Below are 20,945 nucleotides of genomic sequence, written 5' to 3'. Positions count from 1 at the left end.
CCTGGTGCAATGAGACAAGCCCTTTTCTGGTTCACCAGGGTCCAAAGTGATAGCATATCATGAATCTTCCTCCCTTTGATGTCGAATGCTTATGTCTATACAGAACGAAATGCCTGGTTACAACGAGATGAACCAGTATCTGAACCAACAAGGGACAGGTCTGACCCCTGCTGAAATGCATGGTTTAATCAGCGGGATGCTTTGCGGTGGCAATGATGACAGCTCATGGCTGCCGCTGCTTCATGACCTGACGAACGAAGGCATGGCTTTCGGTCATGAGCTGGCACAGGCATTGCGTAAAATGCACTCTGCTACCAGCGATGCCCTGCAAGATGACGGCTTCCTTTTTCAGCTTTATCTGCCTGATGGCGATGATGTCAGCGTTTTCGATCGCGCTGATGCACTGGCAGGCTGGGTAAATCACTTCCTGCTTGGTCTTGGCGTCACACAACCGAAGCTCGACAAAGTGACCGGTGAAACCGGTGAAGCTATTGACGATTTGCGTAACATTGCACAACTGGGCTACGACGAAGACGAAGATCAGGAAGAGCTGGAAATGTCCCTCGAAGAGATCATTGAATACGTTCGTGTTGCTGCGCTGTTATGTCACGACACCTTTACCCATCCGCAACCGACCGCGCCAGAAGTACAAAAGCCGACTCTACACTAAAAACAAAAAACGTAAGGAGAGTGTTATGAGTGAGATATCTCAGCAAGAATTTCAGCGCCGCCGCCAGGCTTTACTGGCGCAAATGCAACCTGCCAGCGCCGCGCTGATTTTCGCAGCGCCAGAAGTGACCCGTAGCGCCGACAGCGAATATCCCTATCGTCAAAACAGCGACTTCTGGTACTTCACTGGCTTTAATGAGCCAGAAGCAGTGCTGGTGCTGATTAAAAGCGATGACACTCATAACCACAGCGTTCTGTTTAACCGCGTTCGCGACCTGACGGCAGAGATCTGGTTTGGCCGTCGCCTGGGGCAAGATGCCGCACCGGAAAAACTAGGCGTTGACCGCGCACTGGCGTTCAGCGAAATCAATCAGCAACTTTATCAACTACTTAACGGTCTGGATGTGGTTTACCATGCCCAGGGCGAATATGCGTATGCTGATGAAATAGTGAACAGTGCACTGGAAAAACTGCGTAAAGGCTCGCGGCAAAATCTCACCGCTCCGGCAACGATGATCGACTGGCGCCCTGTTGTTCATGAAATGCGCCTGTTCAAATCGCCAGAAGAGATTGCCGTACTTCGCCGCGCTGGTGAAATCACCGCACTGGCGCACACTCGGGCGATGGAAAAATGCCGTCCAGGAATGTTTGAGTACCATCTGGAAGGCGAAATTCACCACGAATTTAACCGCCACGGCGCACGTTATCCTTCCTACAACACCATTGTCGGCAGCGGTGAAAATGGCTGCATTTTGCATTACACCGAAAACGAGTGTGAACTGCGCGACGGCGACCTGGTGTTGATTGACGCGGGGTGTGAATATAAAGGTTACGCTGGCGATATTACCCGCACCTTCCCGGTCAATGGCAAATTCACTCAGGCACAGCGTGAAATCTACGACATTGTGCTGGAGTCTCTTGAAACCAGTTTGCGCCTGTATCGTCCGGGAACCTCCATTCAGGAAGTCACGGGTGAAGTGGTGCGTATCATGATTAGTGGCCTGGTAAAACTGGGGATCCTGAAAGGTGACGTCGATGAACTGATCGCCCAAAATGCCCATCGTCCTTTCTTTATGCATGGCCTTAGCCACTGGTTAGGTCTGGATGTTCATGATGTGGGTGTTTATGGTCAGGATCGCTCGCGCATTCTTGAACCGGGTATGGCTTTGACCGTAGAGCCGGGGCTGTATATCGCGCCGGATGCAGATGTGCCGGAACAATATCGCGGTATCGGCATTCGTATTGAAGACGATATTGTGATTACTGAAACCGGTAACGAAAACCTCACCGCCAGCGTGGTGAAAAAGCCGGAAGAAATCGAAGCATTGATGGCGGCTGCGAGAAAGCAATGAGCGTAATCATCGTCGGTGGCGGCATGGCTGGCGCGACGCTGGCGCTGGCTATTTCCCGGTTAAGTCACGGGGCGCTGCCGGTACATCTGATTGAAGCGACTGCACCGGAATCACATGTTCATCCTGGCTTTGATGGCCGAGCTATTGCGCTGGCGGCGGGCACCTGCCAGCAACTGGCGCGCATCGGCGTCTGGCAATCTCTGGCTGATTGCGCAACCGCCATCACCACTGTTCATGTCAGCGATTGCGGTTATGCTGGATTCGTCACCCTCGCCGCAGAAGATTATCAACTGGCGGCACTGGGGCAGGTTGTTGAGTTGCACAATGTCGGGCAACGGCTGTTTACATTGTTGCGCAAAGCGCCTGGCGTGACGCTGCACTGTCCGGATCGCGTTGCTAACGTTTCTCGTACTCAGGATAACGTTGCCGTAACGCTGGAGAGTGGCGAGACGCTGACGGGGCGTGTGCTGGTTGCGGCTGATGGTACGCATTCAGCATTAGCGACCACCTGCGGCGTTGACTGGCAGCAAGAGCCTTACGAACAACTGGCAGTGATTGCTAATGTTGCTACCTCTGTTGCGCATGAAGGCCGTGCTTTTGAGCGCTTTACGCAATATGGCCCGCTGGCGATGTTGCCGATGTCTGGCGGACGTTGTTCGCTGGTCTGGTGTCACCCGCTGGAACGGGGCGATGAGGTCATGGCGTGGAGCGACGAGACGTTTTGCCGTGAACTCCAGTCCGCTTTTGGCTGGCGTCTGGGGCAAATTACCCACGCCGGTAAACGCAGTGCTTATCCGCTGGCGTTAACCCGCGCCGCTAAACCCATTACCCATCGCACCGTGCTGGTGGGTAATGCAGCGCAAACCCTGCATCCGATTGCCGGACAAGGATTTAACCTCGGTATGCGTGATGTTATGAGCCTTGCAGAAACCCTGACTCAGGCGCAAGAACGTGGTGAAGACATTGGTGATTACGGCGTATTGTGCCGCTACCAGCAGCGTCGGCAGAGCGATCGCGAAGCGACTATCGGCGTTACGGACAGTCTGGTGCATCTTTTTGCCAACCGTTGGGTGCCGCTGGTTGTCGGGCGCAACCTCGGGCTGATGGCGATGGAATTATTCACTCCGGCACGCGATGTGCTGACGCAGCGCACCCTCGGTTGGGTGGCGCGTTGAAGGCGGTTTTAAGGAATAAACAATGCAAAGTGTTGATGTAGCCATTGTTGGCGGCGGCATGGTGGGGCTGGCGGTTGCCTGCGGCTTACAGGGGAGCGGCTTACGCGTCGCCGTACTGGAACAGCGTGTACCGGAACCTCTGGCGGCGGATGCACCACCACAACTGCGCGTTTCGGCTATCAATGCCGCCAGCGAAAAATTACTCACCCGTCTTGGCATCTGGCAGGACATTCTCTCCCGTAGAGCCAGTTGCTATCACGGTATGGAAGTGTGGGATAAAGACAGTTTTGGTCACATCTCTTTTGACGATCAAAGCATGGGCTATAGCCATCTTGGGCATATTGTTGAAAACGCAGTGATTCACTACGCGCTGTGGAACAAAGCGCAACAGTCGTCAGATATCACCCTGTTTGCCCCTGCAGAATTACAGCAGGTCGCCTGGGGGGAAAACGAAACCTTCCTGACGCTGAAAGACGGCAGCATGTTAACGGCGCGTCTGGTGATTGGTGCGGACGGGGCAAATTCCTGGTTGCGCAACAAAGCCGATATCCCGCTGACTTTCTGGGATTATCAGCATCACGCGCTGGTAGCGACCATTCGTACTGAAGAACCACATGAAGCGGTGGCGCGCCAGGTTTTCCACGGTGAAGGCATTCTGGCTTTTTTGCCGCTGAGCGATCCGCATCTTTGCTCGATTGTCTGGTCATTACCTCCTCAGGAGGCGCAGCGGATGCAGCAGGCGAGCGAAGATGAATTTAATCGCGCATTAAATATCGCTTTTGATAATCGCCTGGGCTTATGCAAGGTTGAGAGCGAGCGTCAGGTGTTCCCGTTGACGGGGCGTTATGCCCGCCAGTTTGCCGCTCACCGCCTGGCGTTGGTGGGCGACGCCGCGCATACCATTCACCCGCTGGCGGGGCAGGGGGTGAATCTCGGCTTTATGGATGCCGCAGAGCTGATTGCCGAACTGAAACGTCTGCACCGTCAGGGCAAAGACATCGGGCAGTACATTTACTTGCGTCGCTATGAACGCAGCCGCAAGCACAGTGCGGCGCTGATGCTGGCAAGTATGCAGGGATTCCGCGATCTCTTTTCCGGAGCTAATCCGGCGAAAAAACTGCTGCGCGATATTGGTTTGAAACTGGCCGACACGCTGCCTGGCGTTAAGCCGCAGCTTATTCGTCAGGCAATGGGGTTAAATGATTTGCCTGAATGGTTGCGTTAAAAATTTCTCCTCTGTTGTTTATTTGATACCCATCACACTTTAATCTCCCGGTTTTTCTGTCGGGAGATTTTCCTCATTTGAAATAAACTAATTTCACCTTCAATTTCGCATTATATTTTCTAATGTTACGATTTTTTGATTTAGTGATTTTTGACATATTTTCAGTTCTTAATATTGCTTTATCCAAATTCAATTTCTTAATGCATTGTATTTATATAAAAATAAAATCAATTTTTGGTTTTTTATTCTGTTGAGATTTTTGCGTTTTTTAACCATAAGCTAATGTGATGATCAATTTTACCTTATGGTTAACCGTCTATTTCGGTGGTAAGTTCAGAGAAAAGAGAACGATTGCGTTGGGGACCGGGAGTGGCTCCGATGCTGGGTTTCGTGGTGATAATTTCACTGTGAAAAAGTTGTCAGCCCCGCTTATTCAATGAGGACAAGATGGCACAACAGACTCCTTTGTACGAACAACACACGCTTTGCGGCGCACGCATGGTGGATTTCCATGGCTGGATGATGCCGCTGCATTACGGTTCGCAAATCGACGAACATCATGCGGTACGAACCGATGCCGGAATGTTTGATGTGTCGCATATGACCATCGTCGATCTCCGCGGCAGCCGCACCCGGGAGTTTCTGCGTTATCTGCTGGCGAACGATGTGGCGAAGCTCACCAAAAGTGGCAAAGCGCTCTACTCCGGGATGTTGAATGCCTCTGGCGGAGTGATAGATGACCTGATCGTTTACTACTTCACTGAAGATTTCTTCCGCCTCGTTGTTAACTCCGCCACCCGCGAAAAAGACCTCTCCTGGGTAACCCAACACGCTGAACCCTTCGGCATTGAAATTACCGTTCGTGATGACCTTTCCATGATTGCCGTACAAGGGCCGAATGCTCAGGTAAAAGCTGCCACACTGTTTAATGACGCCCAGCGTCAGGCGGTGGAAGGCATGAAGCCGTTCTTTGGCGTGCAGGCGGGCGATCTGTTTATTGCCACCACCGGTTATACCGGCGAAGCGGGCTATGAAATTGCGCTGCCAAATGAAAAAGCAGCAGATTTCTGGCGTGCGCTGGTGGAAGCGGGCGTTAAGCCATGCGGTCTGGGTGCGCGTGATACGCTGCGTCTGGAAGCGGGCATGAATCTTTATGGTCAGGAGATGGACGAAACCATCTCGCCGCTGGCAGCCAACATGGGCTGGACCATCGCCTGGGAACCGACTGACCGTGACTTCATCGGTCGTGAAGCACTGGAAGTGCAGCGTGAACATGGCACAGAGAAACTGGTTGGTCTGGTGATGACCGAAAAAGGTGTGCTGCGTAATGAACTGCCGGTGCGTTTTACCGACGCGCAGGGTAATCAGCATGAAGGCATTATTACCAGCGGGACTTTCTCCCCAACGCTGGGTTACAGCATTGCGCTGGCGCGTGTGCCGGAAGGCATTGGCGAAACGGCGATTGTGCAAATTCGCAACCGTGAAATGCCGGTAAAAGTGACTAAACCTGTTTTTGTGCGTAACGGCAAAGCCGTCGCGTGATTTACTTTTTTGGAGATTGATTGATGAGCAACGTACCAGCAGAACTGAAATACAGCAAAGAACACGAATGGCTGCGTAAAGAAGCTGACGGCACTTACACCGTTGGCATCACCGAGCATGCTCAGGAACTGTTAGGCGATATGGTGTTTGTTGACCTGCCGGAAGTGGGCGCAACGGTAAGCGCGGGCGATGACTGCGCGGTTGCCGAATCAGTAAAAGCGGCGTCAGACATTTATGCGCCAGTAAGTGGTGAAATCGTAGCGGTGAACGACGCACTGAGCGACTCCCCGGAACTGGTAAACAGCGAGCCATACACTGGCGGCTGGATCTTTAAAATCAAAGCCAGCGATGAAAGCGAACTGGAATCACTGCTGGACGCCACCGCATACGAAGCATTGTTAGAAGACGAGTAACGGCTTTATCCCTCTTCTTTGGGAGAGGGGCAGGGTGAGGAAAATTTACGCCTCACCCTTACTCTCTTCGCAAGAAGGGAGGTTCACAATTCACTGCACGTTTCAGGAACCATCGCTCATGACACAGACGTTAAGCCAGCTTGAAAACAGCGGCGCTTTTATTGAACGCCATATCGGACCGGACGCCGCGCAACAGCAAGAAATGCTGAATGCCGTTGGCGCACAATCGTTAAACGCGCTGATCGGCCAGATTGTGCCGAAAGATATTCAGCTTGCGACCCCGCCGCAGGTTGGCGCACCGGCGACCGAATACGCCGCGCTGGCGGAACTCAAGGCTATTGCCAGTCGCAATAAACGCTTCACGTCTTACATCGGCATGGGTTACACCGCCGTGCAGTTGCCGCCGGTTATTCTGCGCAACATGCTGGAAAATCCGGGCTGGTATACCGCGTATACCCCGTATCAGCCTGAAGTCTCCCAGGGCCGCCTCGAAGCCCTGCTCAACTTCCAGCAGGTAACGTTGGATCTGACCGGGCTGGATATGGCTTCGGCGTCTCTGCTGGACGAAGCTACCGCAGCCGCTGAAGCAATGGCGATGGCTAAACGCGTCAGCAAACTGAAAAATGCCAATCGCTTCTTCGTTGCTTCTGACGTTCATCCGCAAACGCTGGATGTGGTTCGCACCCGTGCAGAAACCTTTGGTTTTGAAGTGATTGTCGATGACGCGCAAAAAGTGCTCGATCATCAGGAAGTGTTCGGCGTGCTGTTACAGCAGGTTGGCACTACCGGTGAAATCCACGATTACACAACGCTTATCAGCGAACTGAAATCACGCAAAATTGTGGTCAGTGTTGCCGCTGACATTATGGCTCTGGTGCTGCTTACTGCACCGGGCAAACAGGGCGCGGATATTGTCTTTGGTTCGGCGCAACGCTTCGGTGTGCCGATGGGCTACGGTGGCCCGCACGCGGCCTTCTTTGCGGCGAAAGATGAATATAAACGTTCTATGCCGGGCCGTATTATTGGTGTATCGAAAGATGCCGCAGGCAATACCGCGCTGCGAATGGCGATGCAGACTCGCGAACAACATATTCGCCGCGAGAAAGCGAACTCCAACATTTGTACTTCCCAGGTACTGCTGGCAAACATCGCCAGCCTGTATGCCGTTTATCACGGTCCGGTTGGCCTGAAACGCATCGCTAACCGCATTCATCGTCTGACCGATATTCTGGCTGCTGGCCTGCAACAAAAAGGTCTGAAGCTGCGCCATGCGTACTATTTCGACACGTTGTGTGTAGACGTAGCCGACAAAGCAGGCGTGCTGGCGCGTGCCGAAGCGGCTGAAATCAACCTGCGTAGCGACATTCTGAACGCCGTGGGGATCACCCTTGATGAAACCACGACGCGTGAAAACGTGATGCAGCTTTTCAGCGTGCTGCTGGGCGATAATCACGGGCTGGATATCGACACGCTGGACAAAGACGTGGCTCACGACAGCCGCTCTATCCAGCCTGCAATGTTGCGCGACGATGAAATCCTGACGCACCCGGTATTTAATCGCTACCACAGCGAAACCGAAATGATGCGCTATATGCATTCGCTGGAGCGTAAAGATCTGGCGCTGAATCAGGCGATGATCCCGCTGGGTTCCTGCACCATGAAACTGAACGCCGCCGCCGAGATGATCCCGATCACCTGGCCGGAGTTTGCTGAACTGCACCCATTCTGCCCACCGGAGCAGGCCGAAGGTTATCAACAGATGATTGCGCAACTGGCTGACTGGCTGGTCAAACTGACTGGTTATGACACCGTCTGTATGCAGCCGAACTCCGGTGCTCAGGGTGAATACGCGGGCCTGCTGGCGATTCGTCATTACCATGAAAGCCGCAACGAAGGGCATCGTGATATCTGCCTGATCCCGGCATCTGCCCACGGGACTAACCCAGCTTCTGCGCATATGGCGGGAATGCAGGTGGTGGTCGTGGCATGTGATAAAAACGGCAATATCGATTTGACTGACCTGCGCGCGAAAGCGGAACAGGCTGGCGATAATCTCTCCTGCATCATGGTGACTTATCCATCCACCCACGGTGTGTACGAAGAAACAATCCGTGAAGTGTGTGAAATCGTGCATCAGTTTGGCGGTCAGGTTTACCTTGATGGCGCAAACATGAACGCCCAGGTCGGCATCACTTCACCGGGCTTTATTGGTGCGGACGTTTCGCACCTCAACCTGCATAAAACTTTCTGTATTCCGCACGGCGGTGGCGGCCCGGGTATGGGGCCGATCGGCGTGAAATCGCATCTGGCACCGTTTGTGCCGGGTCATAGCGTGGTACAAATCGAAGGCATGTTAACCCGTCAGGGCGCGGTTTCTGCGGCACCGTTCGGTAGTGCATCCATTCTGCCAATCAGTTGGATGTACATTCGCATGATGGGCGCAGAAGGGCTTAAAAAAGCAAGCCAGGTAGCAATTCTTAACGCCAACTATATTGCCAGCCGCCTGCAGGATGCCTTCCCGGTGCTGTATACCGGTCGCGATGGTCGCGTGGCGCACGAATGTATTCTCGATATTCGTCCGCTGAAAGAAGAAACCGGCATCAGCGAGCTGGATATAGCCAAACGTCTGATCGACTACGGTTTCCACGCGCCGACAATGTCATTCCCGGTTGCGGGGACGCTGATGGTGGAACCGACTGAATCCGAAAGCAAAGTGGAACTGGATCGCTTTATTGACGCGATGCTGGCTATCCGTGCGGAAATTGACCTGGTGAAAGCTGGAGTCTGGCCGCTGGAAGATAACCCGTTGGTAAACGCGCCGCACATTCAGAACGAACTGGTTGCTGAGTGGGGGCATCCGTACAGCCGTGAAATAGCGGTGTTCCCGGCAGGCGTGGCAGACAAATACTGGCCGACGGTGAAACGTCTGGACGATGTTTACGGCGACCGTAACCTGTTCTGTTCCTGCGTACCGATTAGCGAATACCAGTAATTAACTGATTTGACTATCTTCTAAAGGCGCTTCGGCGCCTTTTTAGTTTGTTAATAAGGTGCGCTTTGTGTGTCGGATGAAGCGTAAATACAAAATCCTGGAGTTCAATATATGACAGAAGCTCCAGGCCTGATGAGCGGGGCGCATCAGGCACATCGGCTAATTAAAGTTTCTCGCCGTTGCTGGCGATCACCTCTTTGTACCAGTTAAAGCTCTTCTTACGTGAACGCGACATATCACCAGTACCGTCGTCATGCTTATTCACATAGATAAAACCGTAGCGTTTGCTGTACTGCCCGGTGGTGAATGATACGCAGTCGATGCAGCCCCACGGCGTGTAGCCCATCAGATCGACGCCATCGTAAGTCACCGCTTTTTTCATCTCTTCAATGTGGGCGCGCAGGTAATCAATGCGGTAGTCATCGTTGATGCTGCCGTCCTCTTCTACTTTATCGTAAGCGCCAAAACCGTTTTCGACGATAAATAGAGGCTTCTGATAACGCTCATACAGTTCGCAGAGCGCGTAACGCAGACCCACCGGATCAATCTGCCAGCCCCAGTCAGAGGCTTTCACATATGGGTTCGGCACGCTGCCTTCGAAACCAGAAATCGCATCACCGGTGCCGCCTTCGGCTTTTACCGCGTTGGTCATGTAATAGCTGAAGCCGAGATAATCGCAGGTGCCTTCGCGCAGTACATTCAGATCGCCATCTTCCATTTTGATGTTAAATCCGCGACGCTCCCACTCGTTCAACACATAGGACGGGTAATAGCCGCGCAGTTGCACATCGGTAAAGACATAACGTTCGCGCATCGATTCCTGGGCGAACATCACATCGTCCGGGTTACAGGAGTAAGGATAAAGTGGCACCATTGCCAGCATACAACCGACTTTCATCTCCGGGTTGATGCGACGTGCCGCTTTCACCGCCAGGGCGCTGGCAACAAACTGATGATGCAGCACCTGGTACATCGTCTCTTCTGGATTTTCATGTTCGGTATAAACCACGCCAGAGCAGCAATAGCCAAACAGCGGTGCGCGCCAGTTACGCTGGTTGTTAATCTCGTTGAAGGTCATCCAGTATTTGACTTTGTGCTTATAGCGTTCAAACACCACTTCAGCAAAACGTACAAAGAAATCAACCACCTTACGGTTGGTCCAACTGCCGTATTGCTGCACCAGATGTAGCGGCATTTCAAAGTGAGAAAGGGTGATCACCGGTTCAATGTTGTATTTCAGCAGTTCATCGAACAGGGCGTCGTAAAACTTCAGCCCTTCTTCATTAGGCTGGGCTTCATCGCCTTTCGGGAAAATGCGCGTCCAGGCGATGGAAGTACGAAAACATTTGAAGCCCATTTCGGCAAACAGCTTGATGTCTTCCTTATAGTGACCATAAAAATCTACCGCTTCATGGTTCGGATAGTATTTGCCTGGCAAGACTTCTTTGGTGATTTCGCGCGGTACGCCGTGTGCGCCGCCGGTCAGAACGTCACAAATGCTTGGCCCTTTGCCGCCTTTGTTCCAGCCGCCTTCGACCTGATGGGCGGCAACTGCGCCGCCCCATAAGAAATCTTTCGGTAAGGTGAGTTTTTTCACTATCATAGGCTCCAAATGAGTCAATTCTTACAGGAAATATTACCATGCAGCCAAACGACATCACTTTTTTTCAACGTTTCCAGGATGACATTCTGGCTGGGCGTAAAACCATCACCATCCGTGACGAATCTGAATCGCACTTTAAAACGGGCGATGTACTTCGCGTCGGGCGCTTTGAAGATGATGGCTATTTTTGCACTATTGAAGTCACTGCAACTTCAACAGTGACGCTGGATACTCTCACAGAAAAACATGCGCAACAGGAAAATATGACTCTGGCTGAACTGAAAAAGGTCATTGCTGACATCTATCCCGGTCAGACGCAGTTTTATGTAATTGAATTTAAATGCCTTTAAGTTGAGCTAACGCCTGTTAGCTGAAACTTTATATTTAATTTCATGATTTTTCGGAGATTACTCTCAAATCAAAATTTATTTTAGCTAACAGGTGTTCACTGGAACTATTCTCAGTTACGCTGGAGTTGCAATCACGCGCGTGGACGTTCTCCGGAGTAAGTTATGGTTCAGAAGCCCCTCTCTAAACAGGGATATTCGCTGGCAGAGGAAATTGCCAATAGTGTCAGTCATGGTATCGGACTGGTGTTTGGCATTGTCGGGCTGGTGTTACTACTGGTTCAGGCTGTTGATCTCAACGCCAGCGCCACGGCGATAACCAGTTATAGCCTCTATGGCGGTAGTATGATCCTGCTGTTTCTGGCCTCGACGCTGTATCACGCTATTCCCCATCAACGGGCAAAAATGTGGCTGAAGAAATTTGACCACTGCGCCATTTATCTGTTGATTGCCGGAACTTACACACCTTTTTTGCTGGTGGGGCTGGATTCACCGCTGGCGCGCGGGCTGATGATTGTTATCTGGAGCATGGCGCTGCTGGGGATTCTGTTCAAGCTGACCATCGCGCACCGATTTAAAATATTATCGCTGGTGACCTATCTGGCTATGGGCTGGTTGTCGCTGGTGGTTATTTATGAAATGGCAGTGAAGCTCGCGGCGGGCAGCGTTACCTTACTGGCGGTAGGCGGCGTGGTTTACTCGCTTGGCGTAATTTTCTACGTCTGCAAACGCATCCCATACAACCATGCCATCTGGCACGGATTTGTGCTCGGCGGCAGCGTGTGCCATTTCCTGGCGATCTATTTGTATATTGGGCAGGCGTAATTGGCGCACAACCGCCGGATACGGCGAAAACGCCTTATCCGGCTTACGGGTAGCGTGCCCATTGTGAAAACAGATACCCACTCCCATGCCTGATAAGACGTGTCAGCGCCGCATCAGGCAATAGATGCCAGGAGCGATACAGAGATTTACTCTTCCAGCGAATAAGGTAGCGGCTCGATATGCAGCGTATTCGCATCGTCACGAACGCGGAAGATGCTGTCCGGCTCCATATCGTTATTCATGACTACCTGAACCACGACATGACCATCGTCCAGTTTTACCGCCGCCAGTACGGTTCCGGTACGACGCCAGTTCTCGCCCATTTTCAGTTCTAAGTCTTCACCCACTTCCGGCACACGACTGGCACTACCCGCCAGCAACCAGAGTGCACGTTTGTTGGCACCGCGGAATTTAGCTCGTGCCACCATCTCTTGTCCGGTGTAGCAACCCTTCTTAAAGCTGATCCCACCCAGCGCCTGAATATTCGTCGCTTGTGGGATAAACTGCCCACTGTTGGCCGCGTCAATCACCGGGAAACCCGCTTCAATATTCAACGCCAGCCACTGTTGGCTATTGTTCAACTCCGCTTCACCGCGAAGTTTATCGGTCAGCATATTGGCGGTGGCTTCATCGGTGACGATCAGAAAACGCTCTGCCGGATGTTCAAACCAAAGTAGGGTTGTCGCGCCTTCTCTGACTACCTGTTTTTCCTGAGTCGGCAGCTCACTGAAAAGATTCGCTAACGCGGCGCGCGCCTGGAACCCGGCAACACCGAGCAGTACACGTTCATCGTCCGGGACGATAGTCACTTTAGAGAAGACCGCATATTTTTTCAGTTCGGTAAGCTGGTTGTCGCGCACGCTGCGACGTTCAATCCAGGCAAAACCGTCGCCGTCGCGGAACAGACGTAAATTGCTCCACATCTTACCTTTGGCATCGCAGTGCGCGGCAAGCAGATGCTGGTCTTCGGTCATCTGGCTGACATCTGCCGTTACCTGGCCCTGCATATATTTTTCGCTATCTGCGCCGGTAATGGTGGCAAGCGCCCAATCATCAAGCGTCATCAACGTCAGCGGTAAACGGGCAGAAGCCGTGGGCTGACGGGGAGGAAAAGGTGTAAAAGCCATAATGGAGTCCTGTTTTACAAACGGCGTAATTAATGACTAATGGTAAAAGAGCTATGGGGCATTGCAAGTGCTTTCACTACGCGATCCGTGCCTTCTGATTCGCTTTGCGAGATGACTTCCAAAAAAATGAAGCCATTGAATTGTTGTGGATTAATTTCGCGATCGCGATTGTGTTTACCGATATTCCCGCAAAAGAAGTCGAAAAACACGTTACAATATCCTGGTACTGGATTTTCGTGAGACAGGAAGAAAATGGATATTAACAACAAAGCCCGCATTCATTGGGCATGCCGCCGCGGTATGCGTGAACTCGATATTTCAATCATGCCGTTTTTCGAACATGAGTACGACAGCTTAAGCGATGACGAAAAACGCATCTTTATTCGTCTGCTGGAATGCGACGATCCGGACCTGTTCAACTGGCTGATGAATCATGGTAAACCTGCCGATGCAGAACTGGAAATGATGGTCAGACTCATTCAGACACGGAACCGGGATCGTGGTCCTGTGGCAATCTGAATTACGCGTCTCCTGGCGCGCGCAGTGGCTTTCCCTGCTGATTCATGGGCTGGTTGCCGCAGTTATTTTACTCATGCCATGGCCACTTAGTTACACCCCGCTATGGCTGGTGTTGCTTTCGCTGGTGGTGTTTGATTGCGTTCGCAGCCAGCGACGCATTAATTCCCGTCAGGGAGAGATTCGCCTGCTGATGGATGGGCGTTTACGTTGGCAAGGACAGGAATGGAGCATCGTCAAAACGCCGTGGATGATTAAAAGCGGCATGATGTTACGTTTACGTTCTGATAGCGGAAAACGTCAGCATTTGTGGCTGGCAGCAGACAGCATGGACGAAGCCGAATGGCGTGATTTACGGCGAATTGTGTTACAGCAAGAGATACGATGACGGCGAAGCAAATACGCTAAGCCGTCAGGGAAATCAGGCGTAGTGTTCCGCCATTTCATTAAGAATTTGCTCGCACCAGCTCTGAATACGCTCATCGCTGAGGTCATACTGGTTGGTTTCATCCAGCGCCAGGCCGACAAACAGTTGTCCGCCAGCAATAACGGGTTTCGGGCTGGTGAATTCATATCCTTCCGTTGGCCAGTAACCGACGAACTTCACGCCTTTGGTTGAGAGTTTGTCATGCAGCATTCCGAGCGCATCGAGGAACCACTCGCCATACCCGAGTTGATCGCCCAGCCCATACAGCGCAACAATTTTACCTTCGAGGTTCAGGTCGTCGAGCTGATCCCAGACGGCCTCCCAATCCTCCTGGATTTCACCAAAATCCCAGGTCGGAATTCCCAGAATGAGCACATCGTATTGCTCCATTAATTTAGGGGAGTCGTCCTTGAGGTTATGTAAGGTCACCAGTTCTGGACCGATAATATCGCGGATTTTTTCCGCCGCCATTTCGGTGTAACAGGTGCTGGAACCGTAAAAAAGACCCATATTCATAACGTAAGCTTCTCGATTCTGCTGTGGCTTTTGCGGCTAGTGTATCAGAATCGTTTTAGTCACGGCACAATAAGGCATAATGCATCAAACGAGAAATGTAAGGGGCGCAAGTGAAACAAGATTTGGCACGCATCGAGCAATTTCTTGATGCCCTGTGGCTGGAAAAAAATCTGGCAGAAAATACGTTGAACGCATATCGCCGCGATCTGTCAATGATGGTGGAGTGGTTGCATCATCGTGGGCTAACGCTGGCAACGGCGCAAAGTGGTGACTTACAGGCATTATTGGCAGAACGGCTGGAGGGCGGGTATAAAGCCACCAGTTCAGCCCGTTTATTGAGTGCGGTGCGCCGATTGTTCCAGTATCTTTACCGCGAAAAGTTTCGTGAAGACGATCCCAGTGCGCATCTTGCTTCACCGAAATTACCCCAGCGCTTACCGAAAGATTTAAGTGAAGCGCAGGTCGAAAGGTTATTGCAGGCACCGCTGGTGGATCAGCCACTGGAACTGCGTGACAAAGCGATGCTCGAAGTGTTGTATGCTACCGGGTTGCGCGTTTCTGAACTTGTCGGTCTGACGATGAGTGATATCAGCTTGCGTCAGGGGGTGGTGCGGGTAATAGGTAAAGGCAACAAAGAGCGACTGGTGCCGTTAGGTGAAGAGGCGGTCTACTGGCTGGAAACCTATCTGGAACATGGGCGACCGTGGTTGTTAAACGGTGTGTCGATTGACGTACTGTTTCCCAGCCAGCGCGCGCAGCAAATGACGCGGCAGACTTTCTGGCATCGCATTAAACACTATGCTGTGCTGGCGGGGATCGACAGCGAAAAGTTATCGCCGCACGTGCTGCGTCACGCCTTTGCCACCCATTTGTTAAATCATGGTGCGGATTTACGTGTGGTGCAGATGTTGCTGGGCCACAGTGATCTCTCCACGACTCAAATTTATACGCATGTCGCCACTGAGCGTCTGCGGCAACTTCATCAACAGCATCACCCGCGGGCGTGATAGCTGAAAAGAACAGGATGATTTATGAAGAAAGGTTTTATGTTGTTTACTTTGTTGGCGACGTTTTCTGGCTTTGTTCAGGCGGATGACGCGGCAATACAACAAACGTTAGCTAAAATGGGCATCAAAAGCAGCGATATTCAGCCCGCGCCCGTTGCTGGTATGAAAACAGTGCTAACTAACAGCGGCGTGCTGTATATCACCGATGACGGTAAACACATCATTCAGGGGCCAATGTATGATGTTAGCGGCGTGGCACCGGTCAACGTCACCAACCAGATGCTGTTAAAGCAACTGAATGCGCTGGAAAAAGAGATGATTATCTACAAAGCGCCGCAAGAAAAGCACGTCATCACCGTGTTTACCGACATTACCTGCGGTTACTGCCACAAACTGCATGAGCAGATGGCTGACTACAACGCGCTGGGGATCACCGTGCGTTATCTCGCGTTCCCGCGTCAGGGGCTGGAAAGCCAGGCGGAGCAACAAATGAAAGCCATTTGGTGTGCAAAAGATAAAAACAAAGCCTTTGATGACGTAATGGCAGGCAAAGCCGTTACTCCGGCAAGTTGCGATATCGATATTGCCGACCATTACGCACTTGGCGTACAGCTTGGTGTTAGTGGTACTCCGGCGGTTGTGCTGAATAACGGTACTCTGGTGCCGGGCTACCAGCCGCCGAAAGAGATGAAAGCATTCCTCGACGAACATCAAAAAATGACCAGCGGTAAATAATTCGCGTGAAACAACAGATACAACTTCGTCGTCGTGAAGTCGACGAAACGGCAGACTTGCCCGCTGACCTGCCCCCCTTGCTGCGCCGTTTATACGCCAGTCGGGGCGTGCGCAGCGCGCAGGAACTGGAGCGCAGTGTTAAAGGTATGTTGCCCTGGCAGCAACTGAGCGGTGTCGAAAAGGCTGTTGAGATCCTTTACAACGCTTTTCGTGAAGGAACGCGGATTATTGTGGTCGGGGATTTCGACGCCGACGGAGCCACCAGCACAGCCCTTAGCGTGCTGGCGATGCGTTCTCTCGGCTGTGACAACATCGACTATCTGGTGCCAAACCGTTTTGAAGACGGTTATGGTTTAAGTCCGGAAGTGGTCGATCAAGCTTATGCGCGTGGTGCGCAGTTGATTGTAACGGTTGATAACGGTATTTCTTCCCACGCAGGTGTTGAACACGCTCGCTCGCTGGGCATTCCGGTTATTGTTACCGATCACCATTTACCCGGCGAAACGTTACCCGCGGCGGAAGCCATTATTAATCCCAATTTGCGTGACTGCGAGTTCCCGTCAAAATCACTGGCAGGCGTTGGTGTGGCCTTTTATCTGATGCTGGCGTTACGCACCTTTTTGCGTGATCAGGGATGGTTTGATGAGCGTGGCATCGCAATCCCCAATTTGGCGGAATTGCTGGATCTGGTCGCTCTGGGGACTGTGGCGGATGTTGTGCCACTGGACGCCAATAACCGCATCCTGACCTGGCAAGGGATGAGCCGTATTCGTGCCGGGAAGTGCCGACCGGGGATTAAAGCTCTGCTGGAAGTGGCAAATCGCGATCCGCAAAAACTCGCTGCCAGCGATTTAGGTTTTGCGCTGGGGCCGCGTCTCAATGCTGCCGGGCGACTGGATGATATGTCCGTTGGCGTGGCGTTGCTGCTTTGCGACAACATCGGTGAAGCGCGCGTTCTGGCCAATGAGCTTGATGCGTTAAACCAGACACGTAAAGAGATCGAACAGGGAATGCAGGTCGAAGCATTGACCCTGTGTGAGCAACTGGAGCGTAGTCGCGATACACTGCCCGGCGGGCTGGCAATGTATCACCCTGAATGGCATCAGGGCGTCGTTGGTATTCTGGCTTCGCGCATCAAAGAGCGTTTTCATCGTCCGGTTATCGCCTTTGCGCCTGCAGGTGATGGTACGCTGAAAGGTTCCGGTCGCTCCATTCAGGGACTGCATATGCGCGATGCGCTGGAGCGGTTAGACACGCTCTACCCTGGCATGATGCTCAAGTTTGGCGGTCATGCGATGGCGGCAGGATTGTCGCTGGAAGAGGATAAATTTGAACTCTTTCAGCAACGCTTTGGCGAGCTGGTTACCGAGTGGCTTGATCCTTCTTTATTGCAAGGCGAAGTTGTGTCAGACGGCCCGTTAAGTGCAGCGGAGATGACAATGGAAGTCGCGCAACTGCTGCGTGATGCCGGTCCGTGGGGGCAGATGTTCCCGGAACCGCTGTTTGACGGCCATTTCCGCCTGCTGCAACAGCGCCTGGTGGGGGAGCGCCATCTGAAGGTTATGGTTGAACCGGTCGGCGGCGGCCCGCTACTGGATGGTATTGCGTTTAACGTTGATACGGCTCTTTGGCCAGATAACGGCGTGCGCGAAGTGCAACTGGCTTACAAACTGGATATCAACGAGTTTCGCGGCAACCGCAATCTACAGATTATCATCGACAATATCTGGCCAATTTAGCGTCATCTTCTCTATAAAAAAGAGTGTGGATTGGGTACAATCCCGCTCTTATCACCGCATTTTGACTAGCTCAATAAAAGAAATCAGACCATGTTTGAAATTAATCCGGTAAAGAATCGCATTCAGGACCTCACGGAACGCTCCGACGTTCTTAGGGGGTATCTTTGACTACGACGCCAAGAAAGAGCGTCTGGAAGAAGTAAACGCCGAGCTGGAACAGCCGGATGTCTGGAACGAGCCTGAGCGTGCGCAGGCGCTGGGTAAAGAGCGTTCCTCCCTCGAGGCTGTTGTCGATACTCTCGACCAAATGAAACAAGGGCTGGAAGATGTTTCCGGTCTGCTGGAACTGGCAGTAGAAGCCGACGACGAAGAAACCTTTAACGAAGCCGTTGCTGAACTCGACGCCCTGGAAGAAAAACTGGCGCAGCTTGAGTTCCGCCGCATGTTCTCCGGCGAATATGACAGCGCCGATTGCTACCTCGATATCCAGGCGGGCTCCGGCGGTACAGAAGCGCAGGATTGGGCGAGCATGCTTGAGCGTATGTATCTGCGCTGGGCAGAATCACGTGGTTTTAAAACTGAAATTATCGAAGAGTCGGAAGGTGAAGTGGCGGGTATTAAATCCGTGACTATCAAGATCTCCGGTGATTACGCTTACGGTTGGCTGCGCACAGAAACCGGCGTTCACCGTCTGGTGCGTAAGAGCCCGTTTGACTCCGGTGGCCGTCGCCACACGTCCTTTAGTTCCGCATTTGTTTATCCAGAAGTAGATGACGATATCGATATCGAAATCAACCCAGCGGATCTGCGCATTGATGTTTATCGCGCATCCGGTGCGGGCGGTCAGCACGTTAACCGTACCGAATCTGCGGTGCGTATTACCCACATCCCGACAGGGATTGTGACTCAGTGCCAGAACGACCGTTCCCAGCACAAGAACAAAGACCAGGCCATGAAGCAGATGAAAGCGAAGCTTTATGAGCTGGAGATGCAGAAGAAGAACGCTGAGAAACAGGCGATGGAAGACAATAAATCTGACATCGGCTGGGGCAGCCAGATTCGTTCTTATGTCCTTGATGACTCCCGCATTAAAGATCTGCGCACCGGGGTGGAAACCCGCAATACGCAGGCAGTGCTGGATGGCAGCCTGGATCAATTTATCGAAGCAAGTTTGAAAGCTGGGTTATAAGGAACCAACATGTCTGAACAACACGTACAAGGCACTGACGCGGTAACCGATCTTAACAATGAACTGAAAACCCGTCGCGAAAAGCTGGCGAACCTGCGTGAGCAGGGGGTTGCTTTTCCGAACGATTTTCGTCGCGACCATACTTCTGACCAACTGCATACAGACTTCGACGGCAAAGAGAACGAAGAGCTGGAGGAGTTGAACATCGAAGTGGCTGTTGCTGGTCGCATGATGACTCGTCGAATCATGGGTAAAGCCTCCTTCGTTACCCTGCAGGACGTCGGTGGCCGCATTCAGTTATATGTCGCTCGTGATGATCTGCCGGAAGGCGTTTATAACGATCAATTTAAGAAATGGGATCTTGGCGATATTATCGGCGCAAAAGGTAAGCTGTTTAAAACCAAGACCGGCGAACTGTCGATCCACTGCACCGAGCTGCGTCTGCTGACCAAAGCACTGCGTCCACTGCCGGACAAATTCCACGGTTTGCAGGATCAGGAAGCGCGTTATCGTCAGCGTTATCTGGACCTCATCTCTAACGATGAATCCCGCAACACCTTTAAAGTTCGCTCGCAGATCCTCGCTGGCATCCGTCAGTTCATGGTGAACCGCGGCTTTATGGAAGTTGAAACCCCGATGATGCAGGTGATCCCTGGCGGTGCGGCAGCGCGTCCGTTTATTACCCATCACAATGCGTTGGATCTCGACATGTACCTGCGTATTGCGCCGGAACTGTACCTCAAGCGTCTGGTGGTTGGTGGCTTTGAACGTGTGTTCGAAATCAACCGTAACTTCCGTAACGAAGGTATTTCCGTGCGTCATAACCCAGAGTTCACCATGATGGAACTCTATATGGCTTACGCGGATTACAAAGATCTGATTGAACTGACCGAATCGCTGTTCCGCACTCTGGCGCAGGATATTCTCGGTAAGACTGAAGTGACTTACGGTGATGTGAAGCTGGACTTCGGTAAGCCGTTCGAAAAACTGACCATGCGTGAAGCGATTAAGAAATATCGTCCGGAAACTGATATGGCGGATCTGGATAACTTCGACTCTGCGAAGGCGATTGCTGAATCTCTCGGCATTCACGTGGAGAAGAGCTGGGGTCTGGGTCGTATCGTCACTGAGATCTTCGACGAAGTGGCAGAAGCGAATCTGATTCAACCGACCTTCATTACTGAATATCCGGCAGAAGTTTCTCCGTTGGCGCGCCGTAACGACGTCAACCCGGAAATCACCGATCGCTTTGAGTTCTTCATTGGTGGTCGTGAAATCGGTAACGGCTTTAGCGAACTGAATGATGCTGAAGATCAGGCACAGCGTTTCCTCGATCAGGTTGCAGCAAAAGATGCAGGCGACGATGAAGCAATGTTCTACGATGAAGATTACGTTACTGCACTGGAACATGGTCTGCCGCCGACAGCAGGTCTGGGAATTGGTATCGACCGTATGGTTATGCTGTTCACCAACAGCCACACTATCCGTGACGTGATTCTGTTCCCGGCGATGCGTCCGGTAAAATAAGCCTTACGCGTAAGCACAC

Annotated in this window: 20 protein-coding genes; 16 read left to right on the top strand and 4 right to left on the bottom strand. The window is 52.2% G+C overall.

Annotated elements, in window-relative coordinates; genetic code table 11:
* Positions 1 to 91 precede the first annotated feature (91 nt).
* From ygfB to ubiI, 4 genes are read left to right on the top strand one after another with little or no spacing between them, the layout of a single operon-like run.
* Positions 92 to 670, top strand: coding sequence for a UPF0149 family protein YgfB (ygfB, locus tag A31E_RS08640; RefSeq protein WP_001517036.1), 579 nt, complete (start codon positions 92 to 94; stop codon positions 668 to 670).
* Between the two features lie 25 nt (positions 671 to 695).
* Positions 696 to 2,021 carry a Xaa-Pro aminopeptidase gene (gene pepP / locus A31E_RS08645; RefSeq protein ID WP_001290085.1) on the top strand — a complete coding sequence of 442 codons (1,326 nt, stop codon included), beginning with the start codon at positions 696 to 698 and terminating at the stop codon, positions 2,019 to 2,021.
* Complete coding sequence (gene ubiH, locus A31E_RS08650; protein ID WP_016249167.1) at positions 2,018 to 3,196, top strand: 2-octaprenyl-6-methoxyphenyl hydroxylase; 1,179 nt, start codon at positions 2,018 to 2,020, stop codon at positions 3,194 to 3,196. Before pepP ends, ubiH begins: the two co-directional genes overlap by 4 nt.
* A gap of 22 nt (positions 3,197 to 3,218) precedes the next feature.
* Positions 3,219 to 4,421, top strand: coding sequence for an FAD-dependent 2-octaprenylphenol hydroxylase (gene ubiI / locus A31E_RS08655; protein WP_016249166.1), 1,203 nt, complete (start codon positions 3,219 to 3,221; stop codon positions 4,419 to 4,421).
* Between the two features lie 73 nt (positions 4,422 to 4,494).
* Here the strand turns inward: ubiI and A31E_RS25810 are convergent, their stop codons facing one another.
* Entirely contained in the window at positions 4,495 to 4,578 is an 84-nt protein-coding gene (locus A31E_RS25810) for a hypothetical protein (protein ID WP_122983120.1), read from the bottom strand.
* A gap of 290 nt (positions 4,579 to 4,868) precedes the next feature.
* Between A31E_RS25810 and gcvT the strand changes: the two genes are divergently transcribed.
* From gcvT to gcvP, 3 genes are all read left to right on the top strand, one after another.
* Complete coding sequence (gene gcvT, locus A31E_RS08660) at positions 4,869 to 5,963, top strand: glycine cleavage system aminomethyltransferase GcvT (protein ID WP_016249165.1); 1,095 nt, start codon at positions 4,869 to 4,871, stop codon at positions 5,961 to 5,963.
* Between the two features lie 23 nt (positions 5,964 to 5,986).
* Positions 5,987 to 6,376 carry a glycine cleavage system protein GcvH gene (gene gcvH, locus A31E_RS08665; protein WP_000073211.1) on the top strand — a complete coding sequence of 130 codons (390 nt, stop codon included), beginning with the start codon at positions 5,987 to 5,989 and terminating at the stop codon, positions 6,374 to 6,376.
* 118 nt (positions 6,377 to 6,494) lie between these two features.
* Positions 6,495 to 9,368: an aminomethyl-transferring glycine dehydrogenase gene (gene gcvP / locus A31E_RS08670; protein ID WP_016249164.1), complete on the top strand. Its 2,874-nt coding sequence runs from the start codon at positions 6,495 to 6,497 to the stop codon at positions 9,366 to 9,368.
* 163 nt (positions 9,369 to 9,531) lie between these two features.
* Here gcvP and bglA read toward each other — a convergent pair whose 3' ends face one another.
* Positions 9,532 to 10,965 (bottom strand): 6-phospho-beta-glucosidase BglA, encoded by a 1,434-nt coding sequence (gene bglA / locus A31E_RS08675; protein ID WP_001517031.1) that lies wholly within the window; start codon positions 10,963 to 10,965, stop codon positions 9,532 to 9,534.
* A gap of 44 nt (positions 10,966 to 11,009) precedes the next feature.
* On the opposite strand from bglA, the gene yqfB reads away from it, so the two are divergent.
* Together yqfB and trhA are read left to right on the top strand one after the other, a co-directional pair.
* Positions 11,010 to 11,321, top strand: a complete 312-nt coding sequence (gene yqfB / locus A31E_RS08680; protein ID WP_001182960.1) for a N(4)-acetylcytidine aminohydrolase — start codon at positions 11,010 to 11,012, stop codon at positions 11,319 to 11,321.
* Positions 11,322 to 11,483: 162 nt separating this feature from the next.
* Positions 11,484 to 12,143 (top strand): PAQR family membrane homeostasis protein TrhA, encoded by a 660-nt coding sequence (gene trhA / locus A31E_RS08685; protein WP_001517030.1) that lies wholly within the window; start codon positions 11,484 to 11,486, stop codon positions 12,141 to 12,143.
* Between the two features lie 146 nt (positions 12,144 to 12,289).
* On the opposite strand, the gene ygfZ is transcribed toward trhA, so the two are convergent.
* Entirely contained in the window at positions 12,290 to 13,270 is a 981-nt protein-coding gene (gene ygfZ, locus A31E_RS08690) for a tRNA-modifying protein YgfZ (RefSeq protein ID WP_000886070.1), read from the bottom strand.
* A gap of 252 nt (positions 13,271 to 13,522) precedes the next feature.
* Here ygfZ and sdhE point away from each other — a divergent pair, with 252 nt between their 5' ends.
* Both sdhE and A31E_RS08705 read left to right on the top strand, forming a co-directional pair.
* Positions 13,523 to 13,789 (top strand): FAD assembly factor SdhE, encoded by a 267-nt coding sequence (sdhE, locus tag A31E_RS08700; protein WP_000354045.1) that lies wholly within the window; start codon positions 13,523 to 13,525, stop codon positions 13,787 to 13,789.
* Entirely contained in the window at positions 13,770 to 14,174 is a 405-nt protein-coding gene (locus tag A31E_RS08705) for a protein YgfX (protein WP_016249163.1), read from the top strand. The genes sdhE and A31E_RS08705 overlap by 20 nt, the downstream gene beginning before the upstream one ends.
* Positions 14,175 to 14,207: 33 nt before the next feature.
* Here A31E_RS08705 and fldB read toward each other — a convergent pair whose 3' ends face one another.
* Positions 14,208 to 14,729, bottom strand: a complete 522-nt coding sequence (gene fldB / locus A31E_RS08710; protein ID WP_016249162.1) for a flavodoxin FldB — start codon at positions 14,727 to 14,729, stop codon at positions 14,208 to 14,210.
* A 110-nt stretch (positions 14,730 to 14,839) separates the two neighbouring features.
* On the opposite strand from fldB, the gene xerD reads away from it, so the two are divergent.
* The 5 genes from xerD (at position 14,840) to lysS (ending at position 20,926) form a co-directional block, all read left to right on the top strand.
* Positions 14,840 to 15,736: a site-specific tyrosine recombinase XerD gene (xerD, locus tag A31E_RS08715; protein WP_000806649.1), complete on the top strand. Its 897-nt coding sequence runs from the start codon at positions 14,840 to 14,842 to the stop codon at positions 15,734 to 15,736.
* A gap of 24 nt (positions 15,737 to 15,760) precedes the next feature.
* Positions 15,761 to 16,471: a bifunctional protein-disulfide isomerase/oxidoreductase DsbC gene (dsbC, locus tag A31E_RS08720; RefSeq protein WP_000715232.1), complete on the top strand. Its 711-nt coding sequence runs from the start codon at positions 15,761 to 15,763 to the stop codon at positions 16,469 to 16,471.
* 5 nt (positions 16,472 to 16,476) lie between these two features.
* Complete coding sequence (gene recJ / locus A31E_RS08725; RefSeq protein ID WP_000813173.1) at positions 16,477 to 18,210, top strand: single-stranded-DNA-specific exonuclease RecJ; 1,734 nt, start codon at positions 16,477 to 16,479, stop codon at positions 18,208 to 18,210.
* A 90-nt stretch (positions 18,211 to 18,300) separates the two neighbouring features.
* Positions 18,301 to 19,399 (top strand): peptide chain release factor 2 gene (gene prfB, locus A31E_RS08730; protein ID WP_098729101.1). Its coding sequence is split into 2 segments (ribosomal slippage): positions 18,301 to 18,375 and positions 18,377 to 19,399, totalling 1,098 coding nucleotides; the frame shifts between segments, so codons are not numbered across the junction.
* A gap of 9 nt (positions 19,400 to 19,408) precedes the next feature.
* Positions 19,409 to 20,926 carry a lysine--tRNA ligase gene (gene lysS, locus A31E_RS08735; protein ID WP_000003094.1) on the top strand — a complete coding sequence of 506 codons (1,518 nt, stop codon included), beginning with the start codon at positions 19,409 to 19,411 and terminating at the stop codon, positions 20,924 to 20,926.
* Positions 20,927 to 20,945 lie beyond the last annotated feature (19 nt).

The organism is Escherichia sp. KTE159, from assembly GCF_000408805.1.
Classification (GTDB): domain Bacteria; phylum Pseudomonadota; class Gammaproteobacteria; order Enterobacterales; family Enterobacteriaceae; genus Escherichia; species Escherichia marmotae.
This window is presented reverse-complemented; position numbering and strand designations above follow the sequence as displayed.